The sequence below is a fragment of the Acidiphilium sp. 20-67-58 genome (assembly GCF_002255515.1).
Classification (GTDB): domain Bacteria; phylum Pseudomonadota; class Alphaproteobacteria; order Acetobacterales; family Acetobacteraceae; genus Acidiphilium.
This window is the reverse complement of sequence record NZ_NCAS01000018.1, coordinates 1-23,248: the sequence shown is the minus strand read 5'-3', so window position 1 is coordinate 23,248 and position 23,248 is coordinate 1. Positions and strand designations below refer to the sequence as shown.

Annotated in this window: 23 protein-coding genes; 17 read left to right on the top strand and 6 right to left on the bottom strand. The window is 69.1% G+C overall.

Annotated features, from left to right (window positions below):
- Positions 1 to 13: 13 nt before the first annotated feature.
- Positions 14 to 1,057, bottom strand: a complete 1,044-nt coding sequence (locus B7Z76_RS08730) for an NAD(P)-dependent alcohol dehydrogenase (protein ID WP_174503696.1) — start codon at positions 1,055 to 1,057, stop codon at positions 14 to 16.
- A gap of 244 nt (positions 1,058 to 1,301) precedes the next feature.
- Here B7Z76_RS08730 and B7Z76_RS08725 point away from each other — a divergent pair, with 244 nt between their 5' ends.
- Positions 1,302 to 3,161, top strand: coding sequence for a sigma-54-dependent Fis family transcriptional regulator (locus B7Z76_RS08725; protein ID WP_174503695.1), 1,860 nt, complete (start codon positions 1,302 to 1,304; stop codon positions 3,159 to 3,161).
- Here the strand turns inward: B7Z76_RS08725 and B7Z76_RS08720 are convergent.
- Together B7Z76_RS08720 and B7Z76_RS08715 are read right to left on the bottom strand one after the other, a co-directional pair.
- Positions 3,105 to 4,502, bottom strand: a complete 1,398-nt coding sequence (locus tag B7Z76_RS08720; RefSeq protein WP_174503694.1) for a DEAD/DEAH box helicase — start codon at positions 4,500 to 4,502, stop codon at positions 3,105 to 3,107. The genes B7Z76_RS08725 and B7Z76_RS08720 overlap by 57 nt on opposite strands.
- 235 nt (positions 4,503 to 4,737) lie before the next feature.
- Positions 4,738 to 4,962, bottom strand: coding sequence for a hypothetical protein (locus B7Z76_RS08715; RefSeq protein ID WP_174503693.1), 225 nt, complete (start codon positions 4,960 to 4,962; stop codon positions 4,738 to 4,740).
- 170 nt (positions 4,963 to 5,132) lie between these two features.
- On the opposite strand from B7Z76_RS08715, the gene B7Z76_RS08710 reads away from it, so the two are divergent.
- From B7Z76_RS08710 to B7Z76_RS08700, 3 genes are read left to right on the top strand one after another with little or no spacing between them, the layout of a single operon-like run.
- Positions 5,133 to 7,022, top strand: a complete 1,890-nt coding sequence (locus B7Z76_RS08710) for a DUF6600 domain-containing protein (protein ID WP_291343392.1) — start codon at positions 5,133 to 5,135, stop codon at positions 7,020 to 7,022.
- Positions 7,023 to 7,063: 41 nt separating this feature from the next.
- Positions 7,064 to 7,654 (top strand): hypothetical protein, encoded by a 591-nt coding sequence (locus B7Z76_RS08705; protein WP_291343390.1) that lies wholly within the window; start codon positions 7,064 to 7,066, stop codon positions 7,652 to 7,654.
- A 10-nt stretch (positions 7,655 to 7,664) separates the two neighbouring features.
- Positions 7,665 to 8,294: a DNA-3-methyladenine glycosylase gene (locus B7Z76_RS08700; RefSeq protein ID WP_291343388.1), complete on the top strand. Its 630-nt coding sequence runs from the start codon at positions 7,665 to 7,667 to the stop codon at positions 8,292 to 8,294.
- Here B7Z76_RS08700 and B7Z76_RS08695 read toward each other — a convergent pair.
- Positions 8,278 to 8,907: a bifunctional 2-polyprenyl-6-hydroxyphenol methylase/3-demethylubiquinol 3-O-methyltransferase UbiG gene (locus B7Z76_RS08695; RefSeq protein WP_291343387.1), complete on the bottom strand. Its 630-nt coding sequence runs from the start codon at positions 8,905 to 8,907 to the stop codon at positions 8,278 to 8,280. The genes B7Z76_RS08700 and B7Z76_RS08695 overlap by 17 nt on opposite strands.
- A gap of 112 nt (positions 8,908 to 9,019) precedes the next feature.
- Here B7Z76_RS08695 and rpmE point away from each other — a divergent pair, with 112 nt between their 5' ends.
- The 10 genes from rpmE to rsmA all read left to right on the top strand — a co-directional run bounded on the left by rpmE (position 9,020) and on the right by rsmA (position 19,002).
- Positions 9,020 to 9,247: a 50S ribosomal protein L31 gene (gene rpmE / locus B7Z76_RS08690; protein WP_174503689.1), complete on the top strand. Its 228-nt coding sequence runs from the start codon at positions 9,020 to 9,022 to the stop codon at positions 9,245 to 9,247.
- A gap of 228 nt (positions 9,248 to 9,475) precedes the next feature.
- Complete coding sequence (locus B7Z76_RS08685; RefSeq protein ID WP_174503688.1) at positions 9,476 to 9,937, top strand: Hsp20 family protein; 462 nt, start codon at positions 9,476 to 9,478, stop codon at positions 9,935 to 9,937.
- Positions 9,938 to 10,043: 106 nt separating this feature from the next.
- The gene (locus B7Z76_RS08680; protein ID WP_174503687.1) at positions 10,044 to 10,673 is read left to right on the top strand and encodes a flavin reductase family protein; all 630 of its coding nucleotides are present in this window, start codon (positions 10,044 to 10,046) and stop codon (positions 10,671 to 10,673) included.
- A 4-nt stretch (positions 10,674 to 10,677) separates the two neighbouring features.
- Positions 10,678 to 11,655 carry a 4-hydroxythreonine-4-phosphate dehydrogenase PdxA gene (gene pdxA / locus B7Z76_RS08675; RefSeq protein WP_291343384.1) on the top strand — a complete coding sequence of 326 codons (978 nt, stop codon included), beginning with the start codon at positions 10,678 to 10,680 and terminating at the stop codon, positions 11,653 to 11,655.
- Positions 11,652 to 12,377 carry a pyridoxine 5'-phosphate synthase gene (locus B7Z76_RS08670; protein ID WP_174503685.1) on the top strand — a complete coding sequence of 242 codons (726 nt, stop codon included), beginning with the start codon at positions 11,652 to 11,654 and terminating at the stop codon, positions 12,375 to 12,377. The genes pdxA and B7Z76_RS08670 overlap by 4 nt, the downstream gene beginning before the upstream one ends.
- A gap of 37 nt (positions 12,378 to 12,414) precedes the next feature.
- On the top strand, positions 12,415 to 13,536 hold the full coding sequence (gene lptF / locus B7Z76_RS08665) for an LPS export ABC transporter permease LptF (protein ID WP_291343381.1): 1,122 nt from the start codon (positions 12,415 to 12,417) through the stop codon (positions 13,534 to 13,536).
- Positions 13,533 to 14,663 (top strand): LPS export ABC transporter permease LptG, encoded by a 1,131-nt coding sequence (gene lptG / locus B7Z76_RS08660; protein ID WP_291343378.1) that lies wholly within the window; start codon positions 13,533 to 13,535, stop codon positions 14,661 to 14,663. Before lptF ends, lptG begins: the two co-directional genes overlap by 4 nt.
- A gap of 3 nt (positions 14,664 to 14,666) precedes the next feature.
- Positions 14,667 to 16,907 carry an LPS-assembly protein LptD gene (locus B7Z76_RS08655; protein WP_174503682.1) on the top strand — a complete coding sequence of 747 codons (2,241 nt, stop codon included), beginning with the start codon at positions 14,667 to 14,669 and terminating at the stop codon, positions 16,905 to 16,907.
- Positions 16,904 to 18,190 carry a peptidylprolyl isomerase gene (locus B7Z76_RS08650; protein WP_174503681.1) on the top strand — a complete coding sequence of 429 codons (1,287 nt, stop codon included), beginning with the start codon at positions 16,904 to 16,906 and terminating at the stop codon, positions 18,188 to 18,190. Before B7Z76_RS08655 ends, B7Z76_RS08650 begins: the two co-directional genes overlap by 4 nt.
- The gene (gene rsmA, locus B7Z76_RS08645) at positions 18,187 to 19,002 is read left to right on the top strand and encodes a 16S rRNA (adenine(1518)-N(6)/adenine(1519)-N(6))-dimethyltransferase RsmA (protein WP_174503680.1); all 816 of its coding nucleotides are present in this window, start codon (positions 18,187 to 18,189) and stop codon (positions 19,000 to 19,002) included. Before B7Z76_RS08650 ends, rsmA begins: the two co-directional genes overlap by 4 nt.
- 12 nt (positions 19,003 to 19,014) lie before the next feature.
- On the opposite strand, the gene B7Z76_RS08640 is transcribed toward rsmA, so the two are convergent.
- A complete protein-coding gene (locus B7Z76_RS08640; RefSeq protein WP_291343373.1) occupies positions 19,015 to 19,578 on the bottom strand; it encodes a CHAP domain-containing protein in 564 nt (187 codons plus the stop codon).
- Between B7Z76_RS08640 and B7Z76_RS08635 the strand changes: the two genes are divergently transcribed.
- The gene (locus B7Z76_RS08635; protein WP_291343372.1) at positions 19,549 to 20,115 is read left to right on the top strand and encodes a hypothetical protein; all 567 of its coding nucleotides are present in this window, start codon (positions 19,549 to 19,551) and stop codon (positions 20,113 to 20,115) included. The genes B7Z76_RS08640 and B7Z76_RS08635 overlap by 30 nt on opposite strands.
- Before the next feature lie 368 nt (positions 20,116 to 20,483).
- Here B7Z76_RS08635 and B7Z76_RS08630 read toward each other — a convergent pair whose 3' ends face one another.
- The gene (locus tag B7Z76_RS08630) at positions 20,484 to 20,834 is read right to left on the bottom strand and encodes a RidA family protein (protein WP_291343371.1); all 351 of its coding nucleotides are present in this window, start codon (positions 20,832 to 20,834) and stop codon (positions 20,484 to 20,486) included.
- A 267-nt stretch (positions 20,835 to 21,101) separates the two neighbouring features.
- Here B7Z76_RS08630 and radC point away from each other — a divergent pair, with 267 nt between their 5' ends.
- The gene (gene radC, locus B7Z76_RS08625) at positions 21,102 to 21,842 is read left to right on the top strand and encodes a DNA repair protein RadC (RefSeq protein ID WP_291343369.1); all 741 of its coding nucleotides are present in this window, start codon (positions 21,102 to 21,104) and stop codon (positions 21,840 to 21,842) included.
- Entirely contained in the window at positions 21,839 to 23,167 is a 1,329-nt protein-coding gene (locus tag B7Z76_RS08620) for a YifB family Mg chelatase-like AAA ATPase (RefSeq protein ID WP_291343367.1), read from the top strand. The genes radC and B7Z76_RS08620 overlap by 4 nt, the downstream gene beginning before the upstream one ends.
- The last annotated feature ends 81 nt before the right edge of the window (positions 23,168 to 23,248 follow it).

Sequence of the window (23,248 nt, the reverse complement as noted above, 5' to 3'; positions counted from 1 at the left end):
TTTTTCGCTTCGTTCAGGGAATCAGCACGGCGCGGCCGCGTACCTTGCCGTGATGCAGGTCGTGCAGGGCGGCATTCGCCTCGTCGAGCCGGTATTCGCGGGTGGCGAGGGTGACCTTGCCCTGGTCAGCGAGCGCCATCAGCTCGATCAGCTCGGGGTAGGTGCCGACGAGGTTGCCGACGATGGTCTTCTCGGAGGTGATCATGTCGATGGTGGGAATGTCGATCTTCCCGCCATAGCCGACGATGTAATAGTAGCCGCCGTCGCGGGTCATCGCGAGGCCTTTCGCCACGGCGTCGCCCTCGCCGACGAAGTCGATCACCGCCTCGGCCCCCTTGCCCTTCGTCAGGCGCATCACCTCGTCGAGTTCGGAGCCATCCGCCTTCACCGCGAAATCGGCGCCGCATTCCTGGGCGAGGTGCAGCGCCATGTCGGCGCGGTCGACGATGATGATCTGCGCTGCGCACATCGCGCGCAGCACCTGGATGCCGATATGCCCGAGGCCGCCGGCGCCGATCACCACCGCGAACTGGCCGGGCAGCAGGTGGCGCGAGGCCTTCTTGGCCGCACGGTAGGCCGTGAGCCCGGCATCGGTATGCGGGGCGACATCCTTCGGCGCGAGCGATTTCGGCAGCTTGATGATGGAGCGCACGCCGGTGCGCAGCAGCTCGGCATAGCCGCCATTGCAGTTGATGCCGGGGAATTCGCTCTCCTCGGCGTGCATGTCGTCGCCGCGGCGGCAGGCGAGGCAGTGGCCGGAGGTGATCAGCGGATGGCAGATGACCGGGTCGCCCTTCTTGAGGTGGGTGACGGCGGCGCCGACCTCCTCGATCCAGCCGGCATTCTCATGGCCCATGATGTGCGGGAACTTGAGATCCACCTTCGAGCGCCAGACGCCCTCGATGATGTGAAGGTCGGTCCGGCACACCCCGGCGCCGCCGATGCGCACGATCACGTCGGTCGGGGTACGGATCTGCGGTTCGGGAACGTCCTCGTAGGAGACGAAGACGGGTGCGGTGAGCTTTTCATCGTATCCGTGAAGCACGGCGGCTTTCATGGCGCGTGGTCCCCCTGTTCTGGTGAGGGAAGCGCTGCATCGATCGTGCCAGCGCCGGGATTGGCGGGTTTTCGCGGCCGGGCGGGGGATCGGCGCCAAGGCGGATGCTCCATTCCGCAACAGCGATACAAAACATGTGTTCCGTTGCGGCCCGCCTGCGTATAAGTTGAACAAAGATAAAAGACTTCGCCGGGGTGGCGGACATGGCCAGCCCGGCCAAGGGACAAAAGCGTTCGGAGGAAACATGCTGGCGCATCGTGCCACCGACTCACGCCTGGCCCAGGCGCGCTCGTTGCTGGAACTTGGCCGGGCGATCCCGGCCGGGCTGCTGGCCGCCCCCATCGCCGCGAGCTGGCGGCGCTGTCTCGATGCGGGGCTTGAGCCGCACCATCCCCCGCCGGTCGAGCGGATCGAACGGCACATGCTGGAACGGCACCGCGCCGCGCACGAGACCGTGCGGCGGCTGGCCCGGGCGGAAATGCAGACCCTCCAGCGTCAGCTCGGCCGCGACAGCTTCATGCTCGCCTTCGCCGACCCCGAGGGCGTGCTGCTCGACGCGCTGGCAAGCGAGGGGCGGCGCACCGATATCGAGGCCTTCGGCATCGTTCCCGGAACCGTGTGGCAGGAGGCGATGGCCGGCACCAACGCTCTCGGGACCGCGAGCGAGGCCCGCCAGCGCATGGTGGTGCGCGGCGCCGAGCACTTCTTTACCCATCACCAGCGGCTGACCTGCATCGCGGCACCCATCTTCCTGCCGGACCGCACGCTGGCAGGTGTGCTCGACGCAACCTGCTTCAGCGAGTCCTATGCGCCCAACGCGCGGGCCATCGTGGCGCTGGCCGCCGCCGAGATCGAGGCGCGGCTGTTCCGCGCGCGACTAGCCGGCAAGCGGCTGCTGGCGGTTCACGGTCGGGCCGAATTCATCGACACCGCCTATGCCGGGCTGCTGGCGCTCGACGCCGCCGACCGGGTGGTGGCAGCGAACGACCAGGCGCGGTTCATCCTGGCCGGGCTGGCCGAGCCGGTGGGGGCGGCGTTCGGCGCGCTGTTCGCCCCCGGCGAGCTCCGGCCGGGGACGCTGGGCACGCTGACCGACCGGTCGGGGCGGTTGCTGCACGCGCGGCTCGACCAGCCAGAGGCGGCGGCACGGCCACGCGCCAGCGCCCGGACGCAGGATCCGGCAGCGGCGGATGCAATCGTCGCGGAGGATCCGGCGGCGCGTGCGGCGCTCGAGATGGCGGCGCGCGCGGCAGTGCGGGGCGTGCCGGTGCTGATCCGCGGGGCGACCGGCACGGGCAAGGAAGTGGCCGCGCGCTACGCACACCGGGCCTCGGGGCGGAGCGGCCGGTTCGTCGCGGTGAACTGCGCGGCGATTCCGCCGGACCTGATCGCCGCCGAGCTGTTCGGCCATGTCGAGGGCGCCTTCACCGGCGCGCGGCGCGGCGGGGCGAACGGGCTGGCGGTGGAAGCGGATGGCGGGACGCTGTTCCTCGACGAGATCGGCGACCTGCCGCTGCCCTTGCAGGCGGCGCTGCTGCGCTTTCTCGACGATTTCTCGGTCCGGGCCGTGGGTGGCGGAGCGCCGCGGCTGGTCGACGTGCTGCTGCTGACGGCAACGAATGTGGACCTTGCCGCTGCGGTGGCGGCGGGGCGGTTCCGCGCCGATCTCTATTATCGCCTCGCGATCGCCGAGATCACCCTGCCGGCGCTGAAGGACCGCAACGACATCCGTTCGCTGGCGGCACACCTGCTGGAGCAGATGGCGCCCGGCTCACGGCTGGATGCGGCGGCGGGAGCGCGCCTCGCGCGGCACGAGTTTCCGGGCAATATCCGTGAGCTGCGCAACCTTCTGGCGCGCGCGGCTCTGGGCGGGGAGAAAGTGATCGGCGAGGCGGCGATCGCCGCCCTGCTGCCGGCCGAGGATGGCGGTTCGGCGGCTTCGGGCGGCGGGCGCTCGGTGCTGCGCGACGTTCAGGCGCAGCGGATCGAGGCAGCGCTGCGCGCGGCCGGCGGCAATGTCAGCCGCGCGGCGCGCGCGCTCGGCGTATCACGCAACACGATTTACCGCGCGATTGGACGAACGCCCCCGGGCGCCGCCGGCTGAGCGGCCGCGTCCCTGCGGCTTGCCGGCGGCATTCGCGTGCGCCGGCTTGCCATGATGGCCGCCGCCATGCCCCTGGCCATTGCCGTGACCGCCGCCATGGCCATGCCCATGACCGCCATGCGCGGCCTTCGGCGCGGCGTTGCGCTTGGGCATCTGCCCCTGGCGCGCGACCTGGTTGCGGGCGCGGAGAAGATGCGGGGGCGCGAGGCCACGCACCGGCTGGGCGCCGCCGGGAACGAGCTGGCGGCCGATCAGCGTTTCGATATCACGCAGATACGGCAGCTCCGAGGGCTCGACCAGCGAGATCGCCACGCCCTCGGCGCCGGCGCGGGCGGTGCGGCCGATGCGGTGGACATAGGATTCCGGCACGTTCGGCAGCTCGAAATTGACCACGTGCGAGACGTTGTCGACATCGATGCCGCGGGCGGCGATGTCGGTCGCGACGAGCACTCGGATGCGGCCGGAGCGGAACAGGTCGAGCGCGCGCTCGCGCTGGCCCTGGCTCTTGTTGCCGTGGATCGCGGCGGCACCGATTCCGGCATCCTCGAGATGGCGGGTGACCTTGTCGGCGCCGTGCTTGGTGCGGGTGAAGACGATGGCGCGCTCGACCGCGACATCGGCCAGCAGCCAGGCGAGCTTGTCCTTCTTTTCCTCGGGGGCGAGGAGGAGAACCTGCTGGTCGATCCGGTCGACCGGCTTCGATTCGACGCTGACGGCGACCTCGCGCGGGTCGCGCAGGAATTCACCGGCCAGGGCGCGGATCGGCTTCGGCATGGTGGCGGAGAACATCACCGCCTGGCGCTGGCGAGGCAGCTTCGCCATGATCTGGCGGATCGCCGGGATAAAGCCGAGATCGAGCATCTGGTCGGCCTCGTCGAGCACCACGGTTTCCACCGAATCGAGGCGGATGACGCCGGCGGCGACATGGTCGAGCAGGCGGCCAGGCGTGGCGACCAGAAGGTCGACGCCGGATTCCATGCGGCGGGCCTGCGGGCCGGGCTTGGCGCCGCCGATCACGACGGCGATCGAGGGATGGGTGAACTTGCCGTAGGTGCGCGCGGCATCGGCGATCTGGGTAGCGAGCTCGCGGGTGGGGGCGAGGACCAGGGCGCGGCAGGCGCGCGGCGCCGGGCGGGCGCGGTTCGCCGCGATCCGGTGCAGGATCGGCAGCACGAAGGCGGCCGTCTTGCCGGTGCCGGTCTGGGCGATGCCGACCAGATCGTGGCCTTCGAGCATCACCGGGATCGAGCGGGCCTGGATCGGGGTGGGAGTTTCATAGGACTGCTCGCTAATGGCGCGCAGCAGGGGCTCGGCGAGGCCGAGTGTGGTAAAATCGGTCAAAACAGCGCTTTCGTCGCGGCTCCTTCACAATGATGGAGCGGCACAAGGGTGGCAGGAAGCTTCGTAGACGAGCCGCCCAGAGGGTGCGCGCCCCGTATGGAACGCGCCTGCCGGCGGTGGCGGCGCAACGGCGCGGCCTGCCGGTGAACAGAGCCGGCGGCCATCGGGCCGCATCTACGAGCGCTGTTCGTCAACGCGGGATATAGGCGCGCCCCCGCCGGCTTGGCAAGGGCGGTCAGTGATGCCAGCCGCGATGCCAGCCATCGTCATCGCCGTGCCACCAGCCGCCGCCGATCGTGACGCCGCCATAAACCACCGGCGGCGGGGCATAGGGGTAGGTATAATATCCGCCGCCATAGCCGGCGCCGTAACTCGACGGATAATAGACGCATCCGCCAAGGGCGAGCGCCGCGCCGGCCGCCACGGCCGCAAGCAGAATCCTGCGCAAATTCGGTCTCATCGTCGTGTCCTGCATCGTCTTTCGCATATTGTGCCGATCGGTATGGCGGCGATGGGGCCAATTCATGCCAAAATTGTAACCTTATGAGGCGCCGCCTTTTTTCGGACGCCAGCATGCCGGACTTGCGCCGGAGAGGCGTGCGACCGACAGAAAAGCGACTTCAGGAGAGCATGATGCGCAGGCAGTTCGCGACGTTCTTTCATTTTGCATGGCTGCTCGCCACCCTGCTCGCCGGGGCGACGGCCCAGGCCCAGACGAATGGCGCGCCACCTGCCCGCGTCGGCCAGATCGCGCGGATCGAAGGGGCGGTGTCGTTCGCCCGGGACGGCGGCGACTGGAGCCCGGCGACGCTGAACTACCCTCTGATCGGCGGCGATACGCTCTATGCGCAGCCCGGTGCGGAGGCGGCGCTGACCTTCGGCTGGAGCCGGATCACCCTTGGTGGCGGCACCGAACTCGGGATCGCAGCACTCGGCGAGGACAGCGCGACGCTGGATGTGCCGCGCGGCGAGGCGTTTCTCGATCTGCGCTACCTGGCGCCGGGCGAGACCTGGCAGATCCGCACGCCGCGCGGGGTGGTGACGATTGGCCAGGACGGGCGCTACGCGATCAGCGCCGGGGACGCGACGACGCCGACGCGGATCGGCGTGATCGACGGCGCGGCGGTGGTGACGGGCAATGGCGGGTCGCTCCGGCTCGGCGCGGGCGAGACGGCGCGCCTTGCCGGCGCGGATGAGACGGCGCGCCTTGCCGGCGCGGATGAGACGGCGCGCCTTGCCGGCGCGACCCCAATGCGGGCGACGCGCGGACCGCTCGAGACCGACCCGTTCATCGAGCGGATGCTGGCGGAAACCGCCCTACCCGCCCCGCCCGGCGCGCCGCCGGTGGTGACCGGCATGACCGGGGCGGCTCTGCTCGCCGCCTATGGCAGTTGGGGTGACGTGCCGGATTACGGCGCGATCTGGTATCCGCGGGTCGGGCCCGGCTGGGCGCCCTACCGGCACGGGCACTGGGCTCATGTGCCGCCCTGGGGGTGGACCTGGATCGACGATGCGCCCTGGGGCTTTGCGCCGTTCCATTACGGCCGCTGGCTGCACAGGCACGGGCGGTGGGGCTGGCTGCCCGCGCCGGTGCCGGTGCCGCCGCACGCCCTGCCGGTCTATGCGCCGGCGCTGGTCGCCTTCTTCAACGTGGCGCCGGGGATTTCGGTGGGGGTGGGGCTGAATGGCGGGGCAGTCGGCTGGGTGCCGCTGGCGCCGGGCGAGAATTTTCTGCCGTGGTACAGCTGCCCGCCCGCCTATGTGGAGCGGCTGAACCGGTTCGACGTGCGGGACCCGGCGCGCTATCGCGACCCAGGCGCGCCGGGTTTCGCGGCGGAGCATCATCCGGCGCGGCTGGCGAACCGGATGGCGGCGACGCTGATCGGACCCGAGGCGCTGCGGCGGGGCGACGCGGTGGGGCGGTTCGGACATCCGGCGCCGGAACAGGCGCTCGCGGCAGCGCGGCCGATGCTGCCGGGCCGGACGGCGCCGGCCTATGGCGGGTTCCTGCGGATGCCGCTGGAGCCGGCGCGGCCGGCACCTTCCCCCGCGCAGCCCGCGCGGCCCGCGATGGCACCGACACCGGGACGGCCGGGTGTGCCCGCGGCACCGGGCGTGCCGGCCGCGCCGCGCCGGGCGTTGCCGGTGCCGGGCGTCGCCGTGCCGACCTACAGGACAGCGCCGCGCGCGCCGGAGCAAAATCGGTTCCAGACACAGCGCCCACAGATGCCGCCACGCCTGCCCGCCCCCATCGCGCCGCAACGCCGGGCGCCAGAGCAAAACCGGTTCCAGCCGCAGCACCCCCAGACGCGCCCCCAAACGCACCCGCAGGTGCAGATGCAGCCGCGCCCGCCCGCAGCACCACAGCGCCGGATGCCGGACCAAAACCGGTTCCAGCCGCAGCGCCCACAAGCACGCCCGCAAGCACGCCCGCAGCCGCAATCGCGCCCGCCCTCGCCCGCCGCGCCGCAGCGCCGGGCGCCGGAGCAAAACCGGAACCGGCAGGAGGGGGCTTCATGATGCGCTATCGGGTGCCAGGCCGATTGTGGTAGGATCGAACCATGGTCAGCCGGATCGATGACAGGACTGCCCGGACCGCGCGCCGCCGGCGGCGGCTGCGGATGGTCGAGGACGTGCTGCTGCTGCCGCTCGCATTGCTGGTCGAGTTTCTCGAACGGGTGGTGTGGGACGGCACGAAGGCGCTGCTCGACCTGATCTCGCGGGCGCCGCCGATCGCCCGGCTGCGGCGGGCGCTGCAGGCATTGCCGCCGCTGGTGGTGCTGTTCCTGTTCCTGATCCCGGAGGCGATCGATCATCTGAGCGGGTTCTGGGCCACGGTGCTGCTGGTGAAGGGCAACTGGCTGGCGGCGACGGCTGTTGCCGTGTTCATCAAGGGATTCGCGCTGCTGCTGGCAATCTGGATCTATCAGGCGTGCGAGCAGAGCCTGCTTTCGGTGCGGTGGTTCGCGCGGGCCCATCACGCGGTGCTGGCGGCGAAGGCCTGGGTGCTGATGCGGACCGAGCCGGTGCGGCTGCGGCTGCGGCGCGCGCTGCGCGGCGCGCTGGCGCGGACGGGCAACCGCCGCCTGGCGCGGCGGCTTTCCGCCTGGCGGTGGCGCCTGGCGCGGATGGCAGGCATGGCTCGCCGATGACACAACCCGGATGAGCCGCCTCACCCGCGCCCATCTTGCCGACGCCGATCCGGTGCTCGGCGCGCTGATCCGCGAGGTCGGGCGCTGCACGCTGAAGCCGGAGCGGGCGCGCGAACCCTATGAGGCGCTGATCTCGGCGGTGGCGCACCAGCAGCTCCACGCCCGCGCCGCCGAGGCGATGCTGGGGCGGCTGCGCGCGCTGACCGAGGCGCCGGTGCCGGCGCCGGGGCATCTGCTCTCGCTGTCGGACGAGGCGCTGCGGGGCTGCGGGTTCTCGGCCGCAAAGGCGGCGGCGCTGCGCGACATCGCGCGGCGGACGCTGGATGGCACGGTGCCGACCAGGCGGGCCGCGGCGCGGATGAGCGATGCGGCGCTGATCGAGCGGCTCTGCGCCCTGCGCGGAATCGGCCGCTGGACGGTGGAGATGCTGCTGATCTTCACGCTCGGCCGGCCGGACGTGTTTCCGGTGGACGATTTCGGCGTGCGCGAGGGCTATCGGCTGATCCACGGGCTGGAGGCACAGCCGAAACCCCGCGCCTTCGCCGCGATCGGCGAGGCCTATGCGCCGTATCGCAGCACGGCGGCCTGGTATCTCTGGCGGGCCGCCGACCGGGCGAAGAAGATCACGCCGCCGTCCTGACCCGGGCCACGAGATCGATCAGCGCGGAGGGGCCGGAATGGCCGGGCCCTTCGTCGAGCACCGCATCGTAGCTGTCGAGCCGCTCGATCTCGAGGCCGGCGAAGGCGGCGCGGAGCATCGCTTCGGTATAGCAATGCGCTGGATCGGAGGGGCCGCCAGTGCGGTTGGCGACCTGTTCGGGCCGGTAGCCCGCGAGCAGCAGCAGGCCGCCGGGGCGCAGCGCGCGGACCAGATGCCCGAAAAATGCCGGGCGTTCTTCCGGCGTCACGAATTGCACGAAAATCGCCACCACCGCGTCATAGGCGCCTCGCGGCCAGTCCCAGCGCAGCAGATCGGCCTGCTCGAAGGCGACATGGACGCCGCGGCGGGCGGCAAGCTCGCGCGCGCGGGCGATGGCGGTGGGCGAAACCTCGACCGCATGCACATCCGCGCCGTTGCCGGCGAGGAAGACGCTGTTGCGGCCTTCGCCGTCGGCCACCGAAAGCACTTTTGCCCCCGGCGCGATCAGCCCGGCATTGGCGGCGAGAAAGGCGTTCGGCGCGGTGCCGAAGATGTAGCCGTCGGCGGCGGCGTAGCGGGATTCCCATTTCTGTTCGCGGGTCGGTTCGGTCATGGGGTGCGGCGTCCTTTGGAAGATACAGGTTGAACTTGCCACCGGCGGCGCAAACCGCTAAGCGGGCCCGTCACGCGGCCGGTCGGCATCGGCCAGTATCAGGAGAGTTGCGATGAAAGCCGATATCCATCCGGATTATCACGAGATCAACATCATCATGACCGATGGCACCGAGTACAAGACCCGCTCGTGCTACGGCAAGCCCGGCGACACGCTGCGGCTCGATATCGACCCGAAATCCCACCCGGCCTGGACCGGGCAGCAGCGCGTGCTCGACACCGGGGGCCAGGTGGCGAAGTTCAACAAGCGCTTCGCCGGGATCGGCGCGCGCACGAAGTAAGCCGCCCGCCGCGCCAGACAGCGAAACGCAAGACCGGGAAACGCAAGACCGGGAAACGCGCCTTGCCATATGGCCGGGCGCGTTTTTGCGTGCGCGGGTCTTGAAGCCGCGGCGGCGAATTCCCTTATCCTCGGACAGGAAGAATGCCTTCGGGGTTCTTCCGGCATTGCGGGCTGGTCCGTTGGACAGCCCGGTTCATTGAACCTTGCTTGACCGAGGAGGTTACTCATGACTCTCGATTTTTCGCCGCTTTTCCGCACCGCCATCGGCTTCGACCGGCTGCAGCAGCTGCTCGACAGCGTGCCTGATGGCAACGCGACCGCCTACCCGCCTTACAACATCGAAAAACTCGGCGCCGAAGACTACCGCCTGACCATGGCGGTGGCCGGTTTTCGCGCGGAGGACATCGACATGACGGTGAAGGACAATACCCTCATCATCACCGGACGTATCGCCGAAGGGGCCGGCCGGGGCGAGATGCTCTATCGCGGCATCGCCTCGCGCGCGTTCGAGCGGCGCTTCGTGCTGGCCGATCACATGGTGGTCGATGGCGCGGCGCTGGAGAACGGGCTGCTGCACGTGGCGCTGAAGCGTGTGATTCCCGAAGCGCTGAAGCCCCGCAAGATCGCCATCGGCACCGGTGCGCCGGCGGCGACACACGTGATCGAACAGGAGAAGGCGGCCGCCTGACCCGGCCGTTCCCCGAACGCCCCGCGCCGCAAGGCGCGGGGTTTTTTCATGCGGACTGCCAGCTTCGCGCATGGACAGGGACGGCGGAAGCGGCGATGATCGGGCCATGCTGTTCGATCTGACCAAGCTGACACCCGAGAACCAGTACAAGCTGCTGGCCTCGACCGTGGTGCCCCGGCCCATCGCCTGGGTGGTAACGCTGAGCACCGAGGGCCGGCTGAACGCCGCGCCCTTTTCATTCTTCAACGTATTCGGTGCCGGACCGCCGATCCTCTGCCTCGGCATCGGCGCGCGGCGGCCGGGCGATTCCAAGGATACCGGCGAAAACATCCGGCTGACCGGGGAGTTCGTGGTCAATCTCGTGGCACACGAGAATGCCGAGGCGATGAACGTGACCGCGATCGAGTTCGGCCCCGAGGTGGACGAACTGGCCGAAGCGCGGCTGACCACCCTGCCCTCGGAAAAGATCCGCCCCCCGCGCATCGCCGAAAGCCCGGTGGCTATGGAATGCACGCTGCATTCGATGATCGAGTTCGGACCCGACCGCGCGATGGTGATCGGGCAGGTGCAGGCGATGCATGTGCGCGACGATGCGGTGCTGAACCCGGAGCGCTGCCATATCGACACGCCGAAGCTCGACCTGATCGGCCGGCTGCACGGCGGCGGCTGGTATTCCCGGACCACGGAGCGGTTCGACATGCCGCGGATCGCGGTCGGGGACTGGCCGACCGGCTGAGCCTGTGGCCAATACCGACGCCCCGATCGCACTGACCATGGGCGATCCGGCCGGGATCGGCGGTGAGATCGCCGCCGCCGCCTGGCGGGACGCGCGGGCAACGCTACCTCCGTTCGCGCTCATCGGCGATGCCGACTGGGCCGCTGGCTTCGGCGTGCCGGTGGCGCGGATCGGGCGGATCGGCGAGGCCGCGTCCCGGTTCGGCACGGCGCTGCCGGTGCTGGACGTCAAGCTCGCGGTGCCGGCGATCCCCGGGCGGCCCGATCCGCGCAACGCCGCCGCGGTGACCGGGGCGATCGAGACCGCGACGCGGCTCGCACTGGCGGGCGAGGCGGCGGCGGTGGTGACCTGCCCGATCGCCAAGTCGGTTCTGTATCAGGCGGGCTTTCCGCATCCCGGCCATACCGAGTTCCTTGGCGCGCTGACCGGTGTCGCGGCACCGGTGATGATGCTGGCCTGCCCCGGCCTGCGCGTGGTGCCGGTGACGGTGCATGTGGCGCTGCGACGGGCGATCGAGACGCTGGAGACCGGCGCCATCGTGGCTGCGGGGCGGACGCTGGCGGCAGCGCTGGCGCGGGATTTCGGGGTGGCGGCGCCGCGCATCGCGGTGGCCGGGCTCAACCCGCATGCCGGTGAGGCGGGGGCGATGGGCGATGAGGAGCGGACCATCATCGCGCCGGCCATCGCCGCACTGCGCCAGGCGGGCATCGACGCATTCGGGCCGCTGCCGCCGGACACGATGTTCACCCCGGCGGCGCGGGCGGGTTACGACGCAGCGCTTTGCATGTATCATGACCAGGCCTTGATCCCGCTCAAGACGATCGACATGGAGAACGGCGTGAACGTCACCCTCGGCCTGCCCATCATCCGCACCTCGCCCGACCACGGCACCGCCTTCGACATCGCGGGGACGGGAAAAGCGCGGGCGGAAAGCCTGGTCGCGGCGCTGCGTCTGGCCGGCGACATGGCGGGGCGTCGATGAGCGCGCTGCGGCTCGGCGTCAATCTCGACCATGTCGCGACGCTGCGGAACGCCCGCGGCATCGCCACACCCGATCCGCTCCGCGCCGCGCGCCTCGCGATCGAGGCGGGGGCGGACGGCATCACGCTGCATCTGCGCGAGGACCGGCGGCATATCCGCGATGCCGATCTGCGCGCCGTGCGGGCGCTTTCGGTGCCGCTCAACATGGAAATGGCGGCAACCGAGGAGATGGTCGGGATCGCCTGCGAGCTGAAACCGCATGCGAGCTGCCTGGTGCCGGAACGGCGCCAGGAAGTGACGACCGAAGGTGGGCTCGACGTGGCGGGGATGGCCGCCTCGCTGGCGCCGCGCATCGTCGCCTTGCGCGAGGCGGGCATCCGCGTCTCGCTCTTCGTCGATCCCGATCCGGTGCAGCTGGAAGCCGCAGCCCGGCTCGGCGCGCCGGTCGTCGAGCTGCATACCGGCGCCTATGCCGAGGGACGGCCGGGCGAGTTGGACCGGCTGCGCGCCGCGGCGGCGCGGGCGGCGGCGCTCGGGCTGGAAGTGCATGCCGGACACGGGCTGAACTATGACAATGCCGGGCCGGTCGCGGCACTGCCGGAGGTGCGGGAGCTGAATATCGGCCACTTCATCGTCGGCGAGGCGGTGTTCGTTGGCCTCGCCGAGGCGATCAGGCGGATGCGCGCGATCATGGACGCGGCGCGCCGGCGAACACAGCGTTAACTTGCCATTGACGCGGCCCACCGCCAAAAGACCGGCAATGCTCGCCCTGCTGACCCCAACCCGGCTGGACCGCTACGTGTTCCGCCAGCTCCTCATCGGGCTGGCCGTCTCGACGCTCGGGCTCGTCGCGCTGGTGTGGCTGACGCAGTCGCTGCGCTTCATCCAGATGATCATCCAGCACGGGCTGTCGCCGTTCGTCTTCCTGCACCTGACCGGGCTGCTGGTGCCGAGCTTCGTCGCGGTGATCCTGCCGATCACGTGTTTCATCGTGATCCTGTTCGTCTATGCGCGGCTCGCCGCCGACCGCGAGCTGACGGTGATGCGGGCCAGCGGCATGTCGGATGCCGCGATCGCGCGGCCGGCGCTCGCGCTGGCGACGCTGACCACGCTGGCCTGCTGGACGCTCAATCTGTGGCTGGTGCCCTCGACGCTCGCAAAATTCACCAGCTTCGAGTCGGTGATCCGCAACCAGGTCGCCGCCTTCCTGCTGGAACCCGGCGTGTTCACCGCGATTCCGGGGCATGTCACGGTCTACGTGCAGCGGCGCGACCCCGACCAGGTGCTGCACGGCATCATCATCCAGGATGCGCGGCAGAAGGGCGAGCCGGCGACGATCCTTGCCCGCAGCGGACGGCTGATCGAGAGCGCGGACGGCCCGGCAGTGCTGCTGCGCGACGGCTCGCGCGAGCAGCTCGACCCCAAGACCGGACAGCTCAACATCCTCAGTTTCGACCGCAATCTCATCAGCCTCGCCAAGCCACGCGGCGGCACCGTGCATCTGGCGCCGAAGACCTCGGAGGCGACGATGGCGCAGCTGCTCCACCCGGACGCGATGCAGATCGCCCCGGAGGTGCGGCGGCGCTGGCGGGAAGAGGCGTGGCGGCGGATCGCCTCGCCCTTCGCCGTGCTGTCCTACGCGGTGCTGGCGCTGCTCGCGGTGCTGCGCAGTCCGTTCCGCCGGCAGGGCGGGACGGCGGCACTGGTCGCGGCGGTTTTCGGGGTGATGGGGCTGGTTGCGGTTGAACTCGGCGTCGAGACCCTGGCGGCGCGGCAGAATGCGCTGATCCCGCTGATCTTCGTGGTGACGCTGGGGCCGGCGCTGGCCGGGCTCGGGCTGCTGCTGCGGGGCGTGCGGCGGCTGCGCGAGGCAACCGCATGATCCGCCTGCGGAACTGGCTGCCGCCGCTCACGCTCTCGCTCTATATCGGCCGGCGCTTCGTCGTTGCCGTGATCGCGATGCAGGCGGGGCTGACGGCGGTGGGATCGCTGTTCGATTTCCTCGACCTGCTGCGTCAGTCGGCCGACAAGCCGCAGGCGACGTTCTGGCGGATGCTGGCGCTGGAGGTCCTGCGGGTGCCCTGGCTCGGGATGAGAATCCTGCCCTTCGCCGTGCTGCTTGGCGGGATTTTCGCCTTCTGGCGGCTGACACGCAGCTCGGAGCTGGTCGTCGCGCGGGCCACCGGCACCTCGGCCTGGCAGTTCCTTGCCCTGCCGGTGGCGGCCGCAGCGCTGATCGGCGTGCTCGGCACCACCGCGATCAGCCCGATTTCGGCGGTCATGTTCGCCCGCGCCGAGGCGCTCTATTCATCGTATCTCGGGATCGGCGGCGGGCCGCTCTCGCTGCAGGGCGGGCAGCTGTGGCTGCGCCAGGCCGACCCGGCGGCGGGCAAGGGCGGCATCGCGATCCTGCATGCGAACAGCGTTCACCTGCACGGCAAGGTGCTGGTGACCGGCCATGTCACGGTCTTGCAGATCTCGGCGCGGACGACGCTGCGCCAGCGGATCGAGGCGGCGCGCGGGCAGCTGGAGCCCGGCTACTGGCGGTTCGAGACGGCCCGGATCCTGACCCCGGAGCACGCGCCGCGCGCGGTGCCGGAACTGCGGATTCCGACGACGCTGACGGCGAGCCGGGTGCAGGAGAGCTTCGCCAGCCCGAGCGCGCTGTCGTTCTGGGCGCTGCCGGGCTTCATCCGGCTGCTGCGCCGGTCGGGCTTTCCGGCGGCGCCGCACGAGCTGGCGTTCCAGCAGCTCCTGGCGCTGCCGCTGCTCTGCGCGACGATGGTGCTTGTCGCCGCCGGGTTCTCGATGCGGCCATCGCGGCGGGGCGGGGCGATCCAGATGATCGGGGCCGGGGTGGGCTGCGGCTTCCTGCTGTTCATGCTCTCGGAGGTGGCGGCCCAGCTCGGCAAATCCGGGGCGCTGCCGGTCGGCCTCGCGGCATGGGCGCCGGCCGCCGCCGGGCTGATGCTGGCGCTTGCCTTGTTGCTCCATCTGGAGGATGGCTGAAGCATGAAAGAGGCCCAGCAACGCCGCCGCGCAGGATTGCGCCGACGCATCGGGATCGGGATTGCCGGAACGATGCTGGCGGCCACGGCCGCGCGCGCGCAGATGGCCGCACTGGTCGCCGGACCGCAGACGCCGGTTTCGAAATCGGCCCCCGTCACCTTTCTCGCCGACCGGGTTTCCTATGACCACGGCACCGGCATCGTCGTCGCCGCCGGCCATGTCGAGGCGTGGCAGGACGGCCACGTGCTGCAGGCCGACCGCGTCGAGATCGACCGGCGGCACAATACGGCGGTCGCGTCCGGTCATGTGGTGATGATCGAGCCGGACGGCGCGGTGGTGTTCGCGCGCCATGCCGCTCTGTCGCAGGGCATGAAGAACGCGGTGCTGCACGACGTGGCGTCGATCCTCGCGCAGAACGGCCGCATGGTGGCGAACGGCGCGCGGCGCTATGGCGGGGTGATCGAGGAACTTTCCAAGCCGGTCTATTCCACCTGCAATCTCTGCAAGAGCGACCCGACGGCGCCGCCGCTGTGGCAGATCCGCGCCCGCCAGGCGGTGGAAGACCTGCAGCACAAGGTGATCGAGTATCACGACGCGCAGATCCAGATTTATGGCGTGCCGGTGTTCTGGCTGCCCTATCTCTCCCAGCCCGACCCTTCGGTGAAGCGGCAGAGCGGGCTGCTGATCCCGAGTTTCGGCGGCTCGACCCATGTCGGCAGCTTCATCGCCACGCCGTATTTCTGGGACCTCGGCAAGAGCCAGGACGTGACGATCGTCCCGATCGTCGCGACCAAGGCGGGGCCGGTGCTCGACCTGAAATATCGCCGGGCCTTCAATGACGGCAAGCTGAGCGTCAACGTCTCCGGCGGGCACGACCGCTATGCCGACCGCGGCGGGATTTCCGACTCGATCTTCGCCAACGGCACGTTCGACCTCAACCGCTCCTGGCGCGCCGGCTTCAGCTATAACCGCACATCGAGCGCGCAGTATCTCAACGATTTCCGGTATCTGCCCAACCTCGCCTACCTCGCGTCCAACGCCTGGCTGGAAGGGTTCGGCCGCGGTTCCTACGCGCGGATCGAGGCGGAGACCTACCAGGGTCTCGTCGCCTCGATCAGCCAGAACCGGCTGCCGATCGTGCTGCCCTATGCCCGCTACAGCTATGACGGGCAGGCGGACAGCTGGGGCGGGCGGTTCTCGCTCACCGCCAACGCCTTCAATGTCCTGCGCCAGGTCGGCACGCAGACGCGGCGCGTCGCGATGATCGCGAATTACGACCTGCCGCGGCAGGGGCCGGACGGGCTGCTGGTGGACGCGCGGGTGCGGCTGATCGCCGCCGGGTATTCGGCGGACAAGCTCAACCTGCAGCCGAACTACTCGCCGCTCACCACATCGCAGACCGCACGCGCGATCCCGATCGGCGCGGTGTCGTTCGCCTGGCCGCTGGAGCGCGACGCCGGACGCTGGGGCACCCAGATCATCGAGCCGCGGGTGCAGCTGGTGGCTGCACCGGTCTACGGGCTCGGACAGACGACGACGATCCCGAACGAGGACAGTCTCGACTTCCAGTTTACCGACGCGAACCTGTTCAGCCTGCAACGCTTTGGCGGTATCGACCGTTTCGCCGGCGGCGCACGGGTCGACTACGCGCTACAGGGGAGCTGGCTTTTGCCGGGCGGCGCCTCGGCGAGCGGGATGATCGGCCAGTCCTACGCTTTTGAAACCTCGAAGCTTTATCCGGCGGAGAGCGGGCTCGGCGGGCACTATTCGGACGTGGTGGGGCGGGCGACGATCGCGCCGGCGCGCTGGCTCAGCCTGACCTACCGCACCCGGCTGTCGCATCGCGATCTCTCCACCCAGATGATCGACAGCTATGCGACCTTCGGGCCGCCCAGCCTGCGCGCCTCGGCCGGGTATTTCTACAGTACGACCAACCCCTATTCGCTGTTCACCCAGTCGGCCACGCCTCCCGCTCAGTATTTCGTGGCGCAGCGGGAAGTGACGCTCGGCGTTTCGACCACGCTGGTGCCGCACTGGTCGATCTCGGCCGGGGTGCAGCGCAATCTTGCCACCGGCCGGTTCGACAATGCCACGATCGGCGCCGTCTGGCAGAACGAGTGCACCGCCGTGAGCTTCAATTTCTATCGCAACTTCACCTCCTACAACTACGATCACGGCACGACGACGCTGCTGATCACCGTCACGCTCAAGACACTCGGGAATATCGGATTCAGCGCCCTATGAAATCGTTCGTCTCTTACGCGGCCCTGATCGGCCTTGCCGCAGGCCTGCTCGCACCCGGAACGCCGGCGCGCGCGCAAACCGCGAGCATCGCCGCCGTGGTGAACGGCACCGTCATCACCAATGCCGATGTCGCTGCGCGCACGCGGCTCTTCGCCCTCTCCGCCGGCCTGCCGACCGGATCGGACACGCTCCAGCGGCTCCGTCCGCAGATCACCCGCGAACTGATCGACCAGGCCCTGCAGTTGCAGGCAATCGAACAGAACAAGGTGGTGGTGCCGGAGGACAAGATCGCCGCCGCGTTGCAGCGGGTGAATGCGGCGAACCACCTGCCGCCCGGCACGTTGCAGAAGAAGCTCGCCGCCGCCGGGGTGCCGCTCTCGACGCTGGTCAACCAGTTCCGCACCCAGATCGGCTGGACCGATGTGCTGCGCAAGAAGCTCGGCGCCGATCTGCGGCCGACACCGGAAGACATTGCCGCGGAAGCGGCGGCGATGAAGCGGCAAATCGGCACGACGCAGTATCACATCGCGGAAATCTTCATCCCGGTGGAAAACCCGCAGGATGCGGCGGGAGCACGACATTTTGCCGATGTGGTGATCCGGCAGCTGCGCGGCGGGGCGGCGTTCCCGGTGGTTGCGGCGCAGTTCAGCCAGGGGCAAAGCGCGCTGACCGGCGGCGACCGAGGCTGGGTGGAGCCGGATCTGCTCGATCCGGCAGTGCGGCGCATTGTCGAGCAGATGCCGGTCGGGGCAATCAGCGATCCGGTGCGGGTAGCGGGCGGTTTCGAGATCGTCAACCAGCTCGGGATCCGCAAGTTCGGCGAGGGCGACAAGACCGAACTGTCGATCCGCGAGGCGTTCCTGCCCTTCGCCACCCCCTTTGCCGGCGGCCAGCCGAACGCGCAGCAGCTCGGCGTGTTGCAGCACGCAAATGCGGTGCGCGGTTCTCTGCATAGCTGCGCCGATGTCGAGGCGGCGAACGCGGCGGCGGGGAATGTGCAGAAATCGAATCCCGGCCCGGTCGATCTCACGACGGTTCGCCCGGCGGCGTTCCGCCAGCTTCTCGCCACCCTGCCGCTGGGCCAGGCCAGCCAGCCGCTGGTCTCCAGCAAGGGGATCGCCATCGTCATGGTCTGCAAGCGGCAGACAGTGAAGATCGGCCTGCCGGACAGCAAGACGATCGCGGAGATGCTGATCAACCGGCGGGTATCGCTGGAATCGCAGCGGCTGATGGATACGCTGCACCGCAATGCCGTGATCCGGACCTTCCACAGCGCGTCATGAGCGAGATGCCACCGCTGCGCGACGTGATCGCGCGGCACGGGCTTTCGGCGAAGCGGGCACTCGGCCAGCACTTCCTGCTCGACCCCGACCTGCTGGCGCGGATCGCGCGGCTGGCCGGGCCGCTCGACGGGGTGAACGTCATCGAGGTCGGCCCCGGCCCAGGCGGGCTGACGCGGGCGCTCCTGGCCAGCGGCGCTGCCAGCGTGACGGCGATCGAGCTCGATCCGCGCGCGGTAGGGGCAGTGACGGAACTCGTGACGGCATATCCGGGACGGCTGCGGATCATCCAGGGGGATGCGCTCGACATCGATCTTGCCGCCGAGGTGCCAGGACCGCGGGCGATCGTCGCCAACCTGCCCTATAACGCCGGCACGGCGATGCTGCTCCGCTGGCTGCACCAGGCGGCGGAATTCCGTTCGATGACATTGATGTTCCAGCGCGAGGTCGCGGAGCGAATCGTGGCCGCCCCGGGCAGTGCGGCTTACGGTCGTCTCGCGGTGCTGGCGGCACTGACGGTGCGCGGCGCGATCGTGCTCACGCTGCCGCCGGGCGCGTTCTCACCGCCGCCGAAGGTGGATTCTGCCATTGTCAGGCTGGTGCCGCATGAAGACCAGTTGCCGGCCGCGCTGCTGGCAAGGGTGGAACGGGTGAGCGCGGCGGCATTCGGCCAGCGGCGCAAGATGCTGCGGGGCTCGCTGAAGGCTTTAGGCGGCGCAGCATTGGCTGAATCGGTGGGGATCGACCCATCTCGCCGGGCGGAAACCCTGACGCCGGAAGATTTTCTCGCACTGGCCCGGCACATGCCGGGCTGAAACGCGGCGCGATCAGCGCAGCTTGCGGTTCGGCGCGGTCAGGCGGATCTTGTGGGCAACCGGCGCCTCGGCAACCTCGGTCCCGCCATTGCTGGCGTAGACAACGTTGCTCGGCGCCTGGTCGTAGATGAACCCGTAGGTCGGATAGGTCATGCCGAACCGGCCATTGCCGAGTGCGACCCTCACCTCGGTCCAGTTGTTGTGCGGTGAGACATCGATTACCGGAACGTCGTGGGAGACGGTATCGGGGATCCAGTTCGCCTGGTTGACCAGAACCTCACGGCTGTTGATCACCTTCGCGACGACGGCGACATGGCCAAGCGGCATGCGGCCGGTCGGGCGGAAGTTGAGCACAGCGCGCGCTTCAGGCCGATGGCCGCGGGCATAGCGGCCAGCCGCTTCGGCCCACCACAGGAACGCATCGCCCTTGATGTCGATATGCGAGGCAACCCGGGCGTAGGGCACGCACCAGCGATAGCCGCCATGGCTGCTGGCGAGCCGGTGCGGATAGTGCACGCGGAAGCTGCGGGCTTCATGCAGCACGACATGGTGAACGACCGGCGGATGGTCGACCATCCGCCGGGCGGCGACATGACGAATGACAGTGTGATGCGTCTCGACCGGGCGGCGCTCGACGACGTGGCGGATCACGACATGATGTGCGTCTGCGTGATGTGCTTCCACCGGGCGGCGTTCAGCGACATGACGCACAACGACATGATGCGCTTCAGCCGGATGACGCACGGCGACATGGCGAACAACCGCGTGCACGATCTCGCGATGCGCCGGGGCGAAATGCACGACGGCGTGTTGGACCGGCGCGACATGGGCAACAGCCACATGCGGCTGTGCAACATGAACGGCGGTGTGCCGGACCGGCGCGACGTGGGCAACGGCGACATGCGGCTGTGCGACATGAGCGGCAACGTGGTGGACCTTGACCGGCTGTGCGGCTGGCACACTGGCGTGATGGACGGGGGTGTGACGGGCGGCGATTTTGCGGACGGGAGGCTTGGTGGGCCGTGTTACAGAGATATCAATAACACGAGTCGCCTTGGCATGAGCGATTTGCGTGCAAAGCATGACGGACGAAACGCCGCCGACGATGCGTAACACTCCATTCAAATTCGTCACGCACGTTCTCATGCCTCGTTCACCTTTCCGACCCCCATGGCGCAATCGAACACAAAAAAACCGCAATCCAAACAGCCATCTGCGGGATCGTTCTTGCTCGGGACGACAGGCACATCACCCACGCAGAAACCCCGTAAAATTATTTCAAGCCACGCATGACTTGCATTCCTGTTACGGGGGGACTGCGATTAATGCAACCCTTGGGGCAAGCAAAAATGTCACACACGATGAGAATTTAATGTTTCGCCGGTGTCACAAACATCAATTTACCGCGAAATTGCTAACGCCGGGTGAAAATCTTGCATTCACCCGGCGCGAAGTGCAATTTTCGGTAATTTGAGCGAAGCTCAGCGGCAGGCGACGACCATGATCTCGACCAGCAGGCGCGGGTCGGCAAGCTTCGCCTCGACACAGGCGCGCACGGGCGCACCACCCTCCGGCAGCCAGGCCGACCACACCGTGTTCATCGCCGCGCGGTCATCGATCGATTTCAGCCAGATCTGAGCCTGCAAAAGGCGCGTGTTGTCGGTGCCGTGCTGTTCGAGCAGCGCGTCGATCTGGGCCAGAACGTCGCGGGTCTGCGCCGTGATGTCGCCCGAGGGATCCGCCGCGACCACACCCTGGGTGTAGACGAAGCCATGATATTCGACGGCTTTGGAAAGGATTTCGTTCGCTTCGGTGCGAATGATGCGGCTCATGGACGTCTCCGGGGCTGGATGGCGGCCGCCGGTGGCGACCGTGACGATCTTCTATCTGTGCCGCCCGCAGGGGCGCAAGCCATCCCCGCGCACCGGTATGAGCCAGGGATCGGAAGATACTGGACAAGCCGGTCAATCAATCGTTAATATTCAACCTTCGCGTGTATTATTGAGGAAGGTTTCGCGCATTTGCTGGAAAAACTATTCCGCGCGATTCGCCGGCCCAACGCCGGAGCGTTTCCCGAAGCCGCTCTGCGGCCGCGCGGGATGGCGGAACGCGACACGTTCGATCCAGCGCCGGCGCCGGATGCGCCGTTTTCCAGCACCGGGCCGCAGGGCCATCGCGGCCGGATGCGCGACAGGCTGCTCGGCCGCGGCGCCGAGTCGCTGGCCGATTACGAGTTGCTGGAGATGCTGCTTTTCCTCGCCTTCAAGAAGGGAGATACCAAGCCTCTGGCCAAGGCGCTGATCAACCGGTTCGGCTCCTATGCCGGCGTGCTCGCCGCCGCGCCGGAGACACTGTTCGCAACACCGGGCCTCGGGCAGCACAGCGTCGCCGCGATCAAGCTGGTGCAGGCCTCCGCCATCCGTCTGGCGCGAACCGAACTGGCCAGCGCGCCGCTGCTCAACGACTGGGAGCTGCTGATCGACTATCTCACCATGGCCATGGCGCGCGAGACGGTGGAGCAGTTCCGCGTTCTGTATCTCGACAACCGCAACCGGCTGGTGGCCGACGAGGTCGCCTCGCGCGGGACGGTGAACCACACACCGGTCTATGTCCGCGAGGTGGTGCGGCGGACGGTCGAGACGGGCGCAACGGCGCTCATCATCGTGCACAACCATCCGAGCGGCGATCCCTCTCCCTCGCGCGACGACATCGAGATGACAAAGGAGGTTCAACGCGCCGTTGCCCTGCTGGATGTGACGCTGCACGACCACGTCATCATCGGCAAGGCCGGCTGGCTGAGCCTCCGGCGCGAAGGATTTCTCACCGGGGCGGCGGCGTGAGCATCGCCCGCATCCAGAGCTTCGCCTTCGCGGGAATCGAAGCGCAGCCGGTCGAGGTCCAGGTGCAGATCGCATCCGGGCTGCCGGTGTTCCTCATCGTCGGGCTGGCCGACAAGGCGGTGGCGGAATCGCGCGAGCGGGTGCGCGCGGCACTCACCGCGATGGGCCTGGCACTGCCGGCAAAACGCATCCTGGTGAACCTAGCCCCGGCTGACCTGCAAAAGGAGGGAAGCCATTTCGATCTGCCAATTGCGCTCGGCGTGCTCACGGCGATGGATGTGCTGCCGGCGGAGGAGATGGCCGGCTTTGCCGCGATCGGCGAGTTGTCGCTCGATGGGCGGCTCGCGCCGGTGGCCGGCGTGTTGCCGGCGGCGATCGCCGCGGGAGGGCGCGACCTCGGGCTGATCTGCCCGGCATCGCAGGGGCCGGAAGCCGGCTGGGCCGGCGAGATCGGCGTGCTGGCGCCGGCCGACCTGCTCGGGCTGATCAACCATTTCCGGGGCGAGGCGCTGCTCGAACGGCCTGCGCGCGGGCGATTGCAGCCCGCGGGCGACCAGCCGGATCTCGCCGATGTGCGCGGCATGGAGGGCGCGCGGCGGGCACTCGAAATCGCCGCGGCGGGGCAGCACAATCTGCTCATGATCGGCCCTCCGGGAGGTGGGAAATCGATGCTCGCGGGGCGATTGGCGGGGCTGCTCCCCGGCCTGACGCCGCGCGAGGCATTGGAGGTGAGCATGGTTCACTCCGTCGCCGGGTTGCTGAGCGAAGGAGAGCTGGTGACGCGCCCCCCATTCCGCGAGCCGCACCACTCGGCCAGCATGGCGGCGATCGCCGGCGGGGGCAATCGGGCACGGCCCGGCGAGATTTCACTCGCCCATCGGGGGGTTCTGTTCCTCGACGAGTTTCCGGAATTCCCGCGCGCGGCACTCGAGGCGCTGCGCCAGCCGCTGGAGACCGGGAGAACCACGGTCGCACGGGCGGCGGCGCATGTTACCTACCCGGCCCGCTTCCAGCTGGTGGCGGCGATGAATCCATGCCGCTGCGGCCACCTGTTCGACGCCGCGCGCGCCTGCGGCCGCGCGCCGCGTTGCGGCGAGGACTATCAGGGCCGGATCAGCGGGCCGCTGCTCGACCGGATCGACCTCGTGATCGAGATCGCACCGGCAAGCCCGGCGGAGCTGATGCGCGCGCCGCCGGGCGAGAGCAGCGCGATCGTGGCCGCCCGGGTGGCGGCGTGCCGGGAAACCCAGCGGGCGCGGCAGGGCGAAAGCGTGACAAACGCCACACTCGCCAGCGACGCGATCGCGCTTGACGTGCACCCCTGATTGGTACCGTTCAGAAGTAGAGTCCTTTGCTTTGATGGCTGAGGGTTGATGTGATGGCAACGGGGTTGGGGGCATGCCCCC

Bases quoted from the DNA above. Each gene is read 5' to 3' on its own strand.
- B7Z76_RS08730 (WP_174503696.1), bottom strand. From the start codon at position 1,057: ATGAAAGCCGCCGTGCTTCACGGATACGATGAAAAGCTCACCGCACCC.
- B7Z76_RS08725 (WP_174503695.1), top strand. From the start codon at position 1,302: ATGCTGGCGCATCGTGCCACCGACTCACGCCTGGCCCAGGCGCGCTCG.
- B7Z76_RS08715 (WP_174503693.1), bottom strand. From the start codon at position 4,962: ATGAGACCGAATTTGCGCAGGATTCTGCTTGCGGCCGTGGCGGCCGGC.
- B7Z76_RS08710 (WP_291343392.1), top strand. From the start codon at position 5,133: ATGATGCGCAGGCAGTTCGCGACGTTCTTTCATTTTGCATGGCTGCTC.
- B7Z76_RS08705 (WP_291343390.1), top strand. From the start codon at position 7,064: ATGGTCAGCCGGATCGATGACAGGACTGCCCGGACCGCGCGCCGCCGG.
- B7Z76_RS08700 (WP_291343388.1), top strand. From the start codon at position 7,665: ATGAGCCGCCTCACCCGCGCCCATCTTGCCGACGCCGATCCGGTGCTC.
- B7Z76_RS08695 (WP_291343387.1), bottom strand. From the start codon at position 8,907: ATGACCGAACCGACCCGCGAACAGAAATGGGAATCCCGCTACGCCGCC.
- rpmE (WP_174503689.1), top strand. From the start codon at position 9,020: ATGAAAGCCGATATCCATCCGGATTATCACGAGATCAACATCATCATG.
- B7Z76_RS08685 (WP_174503688.1), top strand. From the start codon at position 9,476: ATGACTCTCGATTTTTCGCCGCTTTTCCGCACCGCCATCGGCTTCGAC.
- B7Z76_RS08680 (WP_174503687.1), top strand. From the start codon at position 10,044: ATGCTGTTCGATCTGACCAAGCTGACACCCGAGAACCAGTACAAGCTG.
- B7Z76_RS08670 (WP_174503685.1), top strand. From the start codon at position 11,652: ATGAGCGCGCTGCGGCTCGGCGTCAATCTCGACCATGTCGCGACGCTG.
- lptF (WP_291343381.1), top strand. From the start codon at position 12,415: ATGCTCGCCCTGCTGACCCCAACCCGGCTGGACCGCTACGTGTTCCGC.
- lptG (WP_291343378.1), top strand. From the start codon at position 13,533: ATGATCCGCCTGCGGAACTGGCTGCCGCCGCTCACGCTCTCGCTCTAT.
- B7Z76_RS08655 (WP_174503682.1), top strand. From the start codon at position 14,667: ATGAAAGAGGCCCAGCAACGCCGCCGCGCAGGATTGCGCCGACGCATC.
- B7Z76_RS08650 (WP_174503681.1), top strand. From the start codon at position 16,904: ATGAAATCGTTCGTCTCTTACGCGGCCCTGATCGGCCTTGCCGCAGGC.
- rsmA (WP_174503680.1), top strand. From the start codon at position 18,187: ATGAGCGAGATGCCACCGCTGCGCGACGTGATCGCGCGGCACGGGCTT.
- B7Z76_RS08635 (WP_291343372.1), top strand. From the start codon at position 19,549: ATGGTGAACGACCGGCGGATGGTCGACCATCCGCCGGGCGGCGACATG.
- B7Z76_RS08640 (WP_291343373.1), bottom strand. From the start codon at position 19,578: ATGGTCGACCATCCGCCGGTCGTTCACCATGTCGTGCTGCATGAAGCC.
- B7Z76_RS08630 (WP_291343371.1), bottom strand. From the start codon at position 20,834: ATGAGCCGCATCATTCGCACCGAAGCGAACGAAATCCTTTCCAAAGCC.
- radC (WP_291343369.1), top strand. From the start codon at position 21,102: ATGGCGGAACGCGACACGTTCGATCCAGCGCCGGCGCCGGATGCGCCG.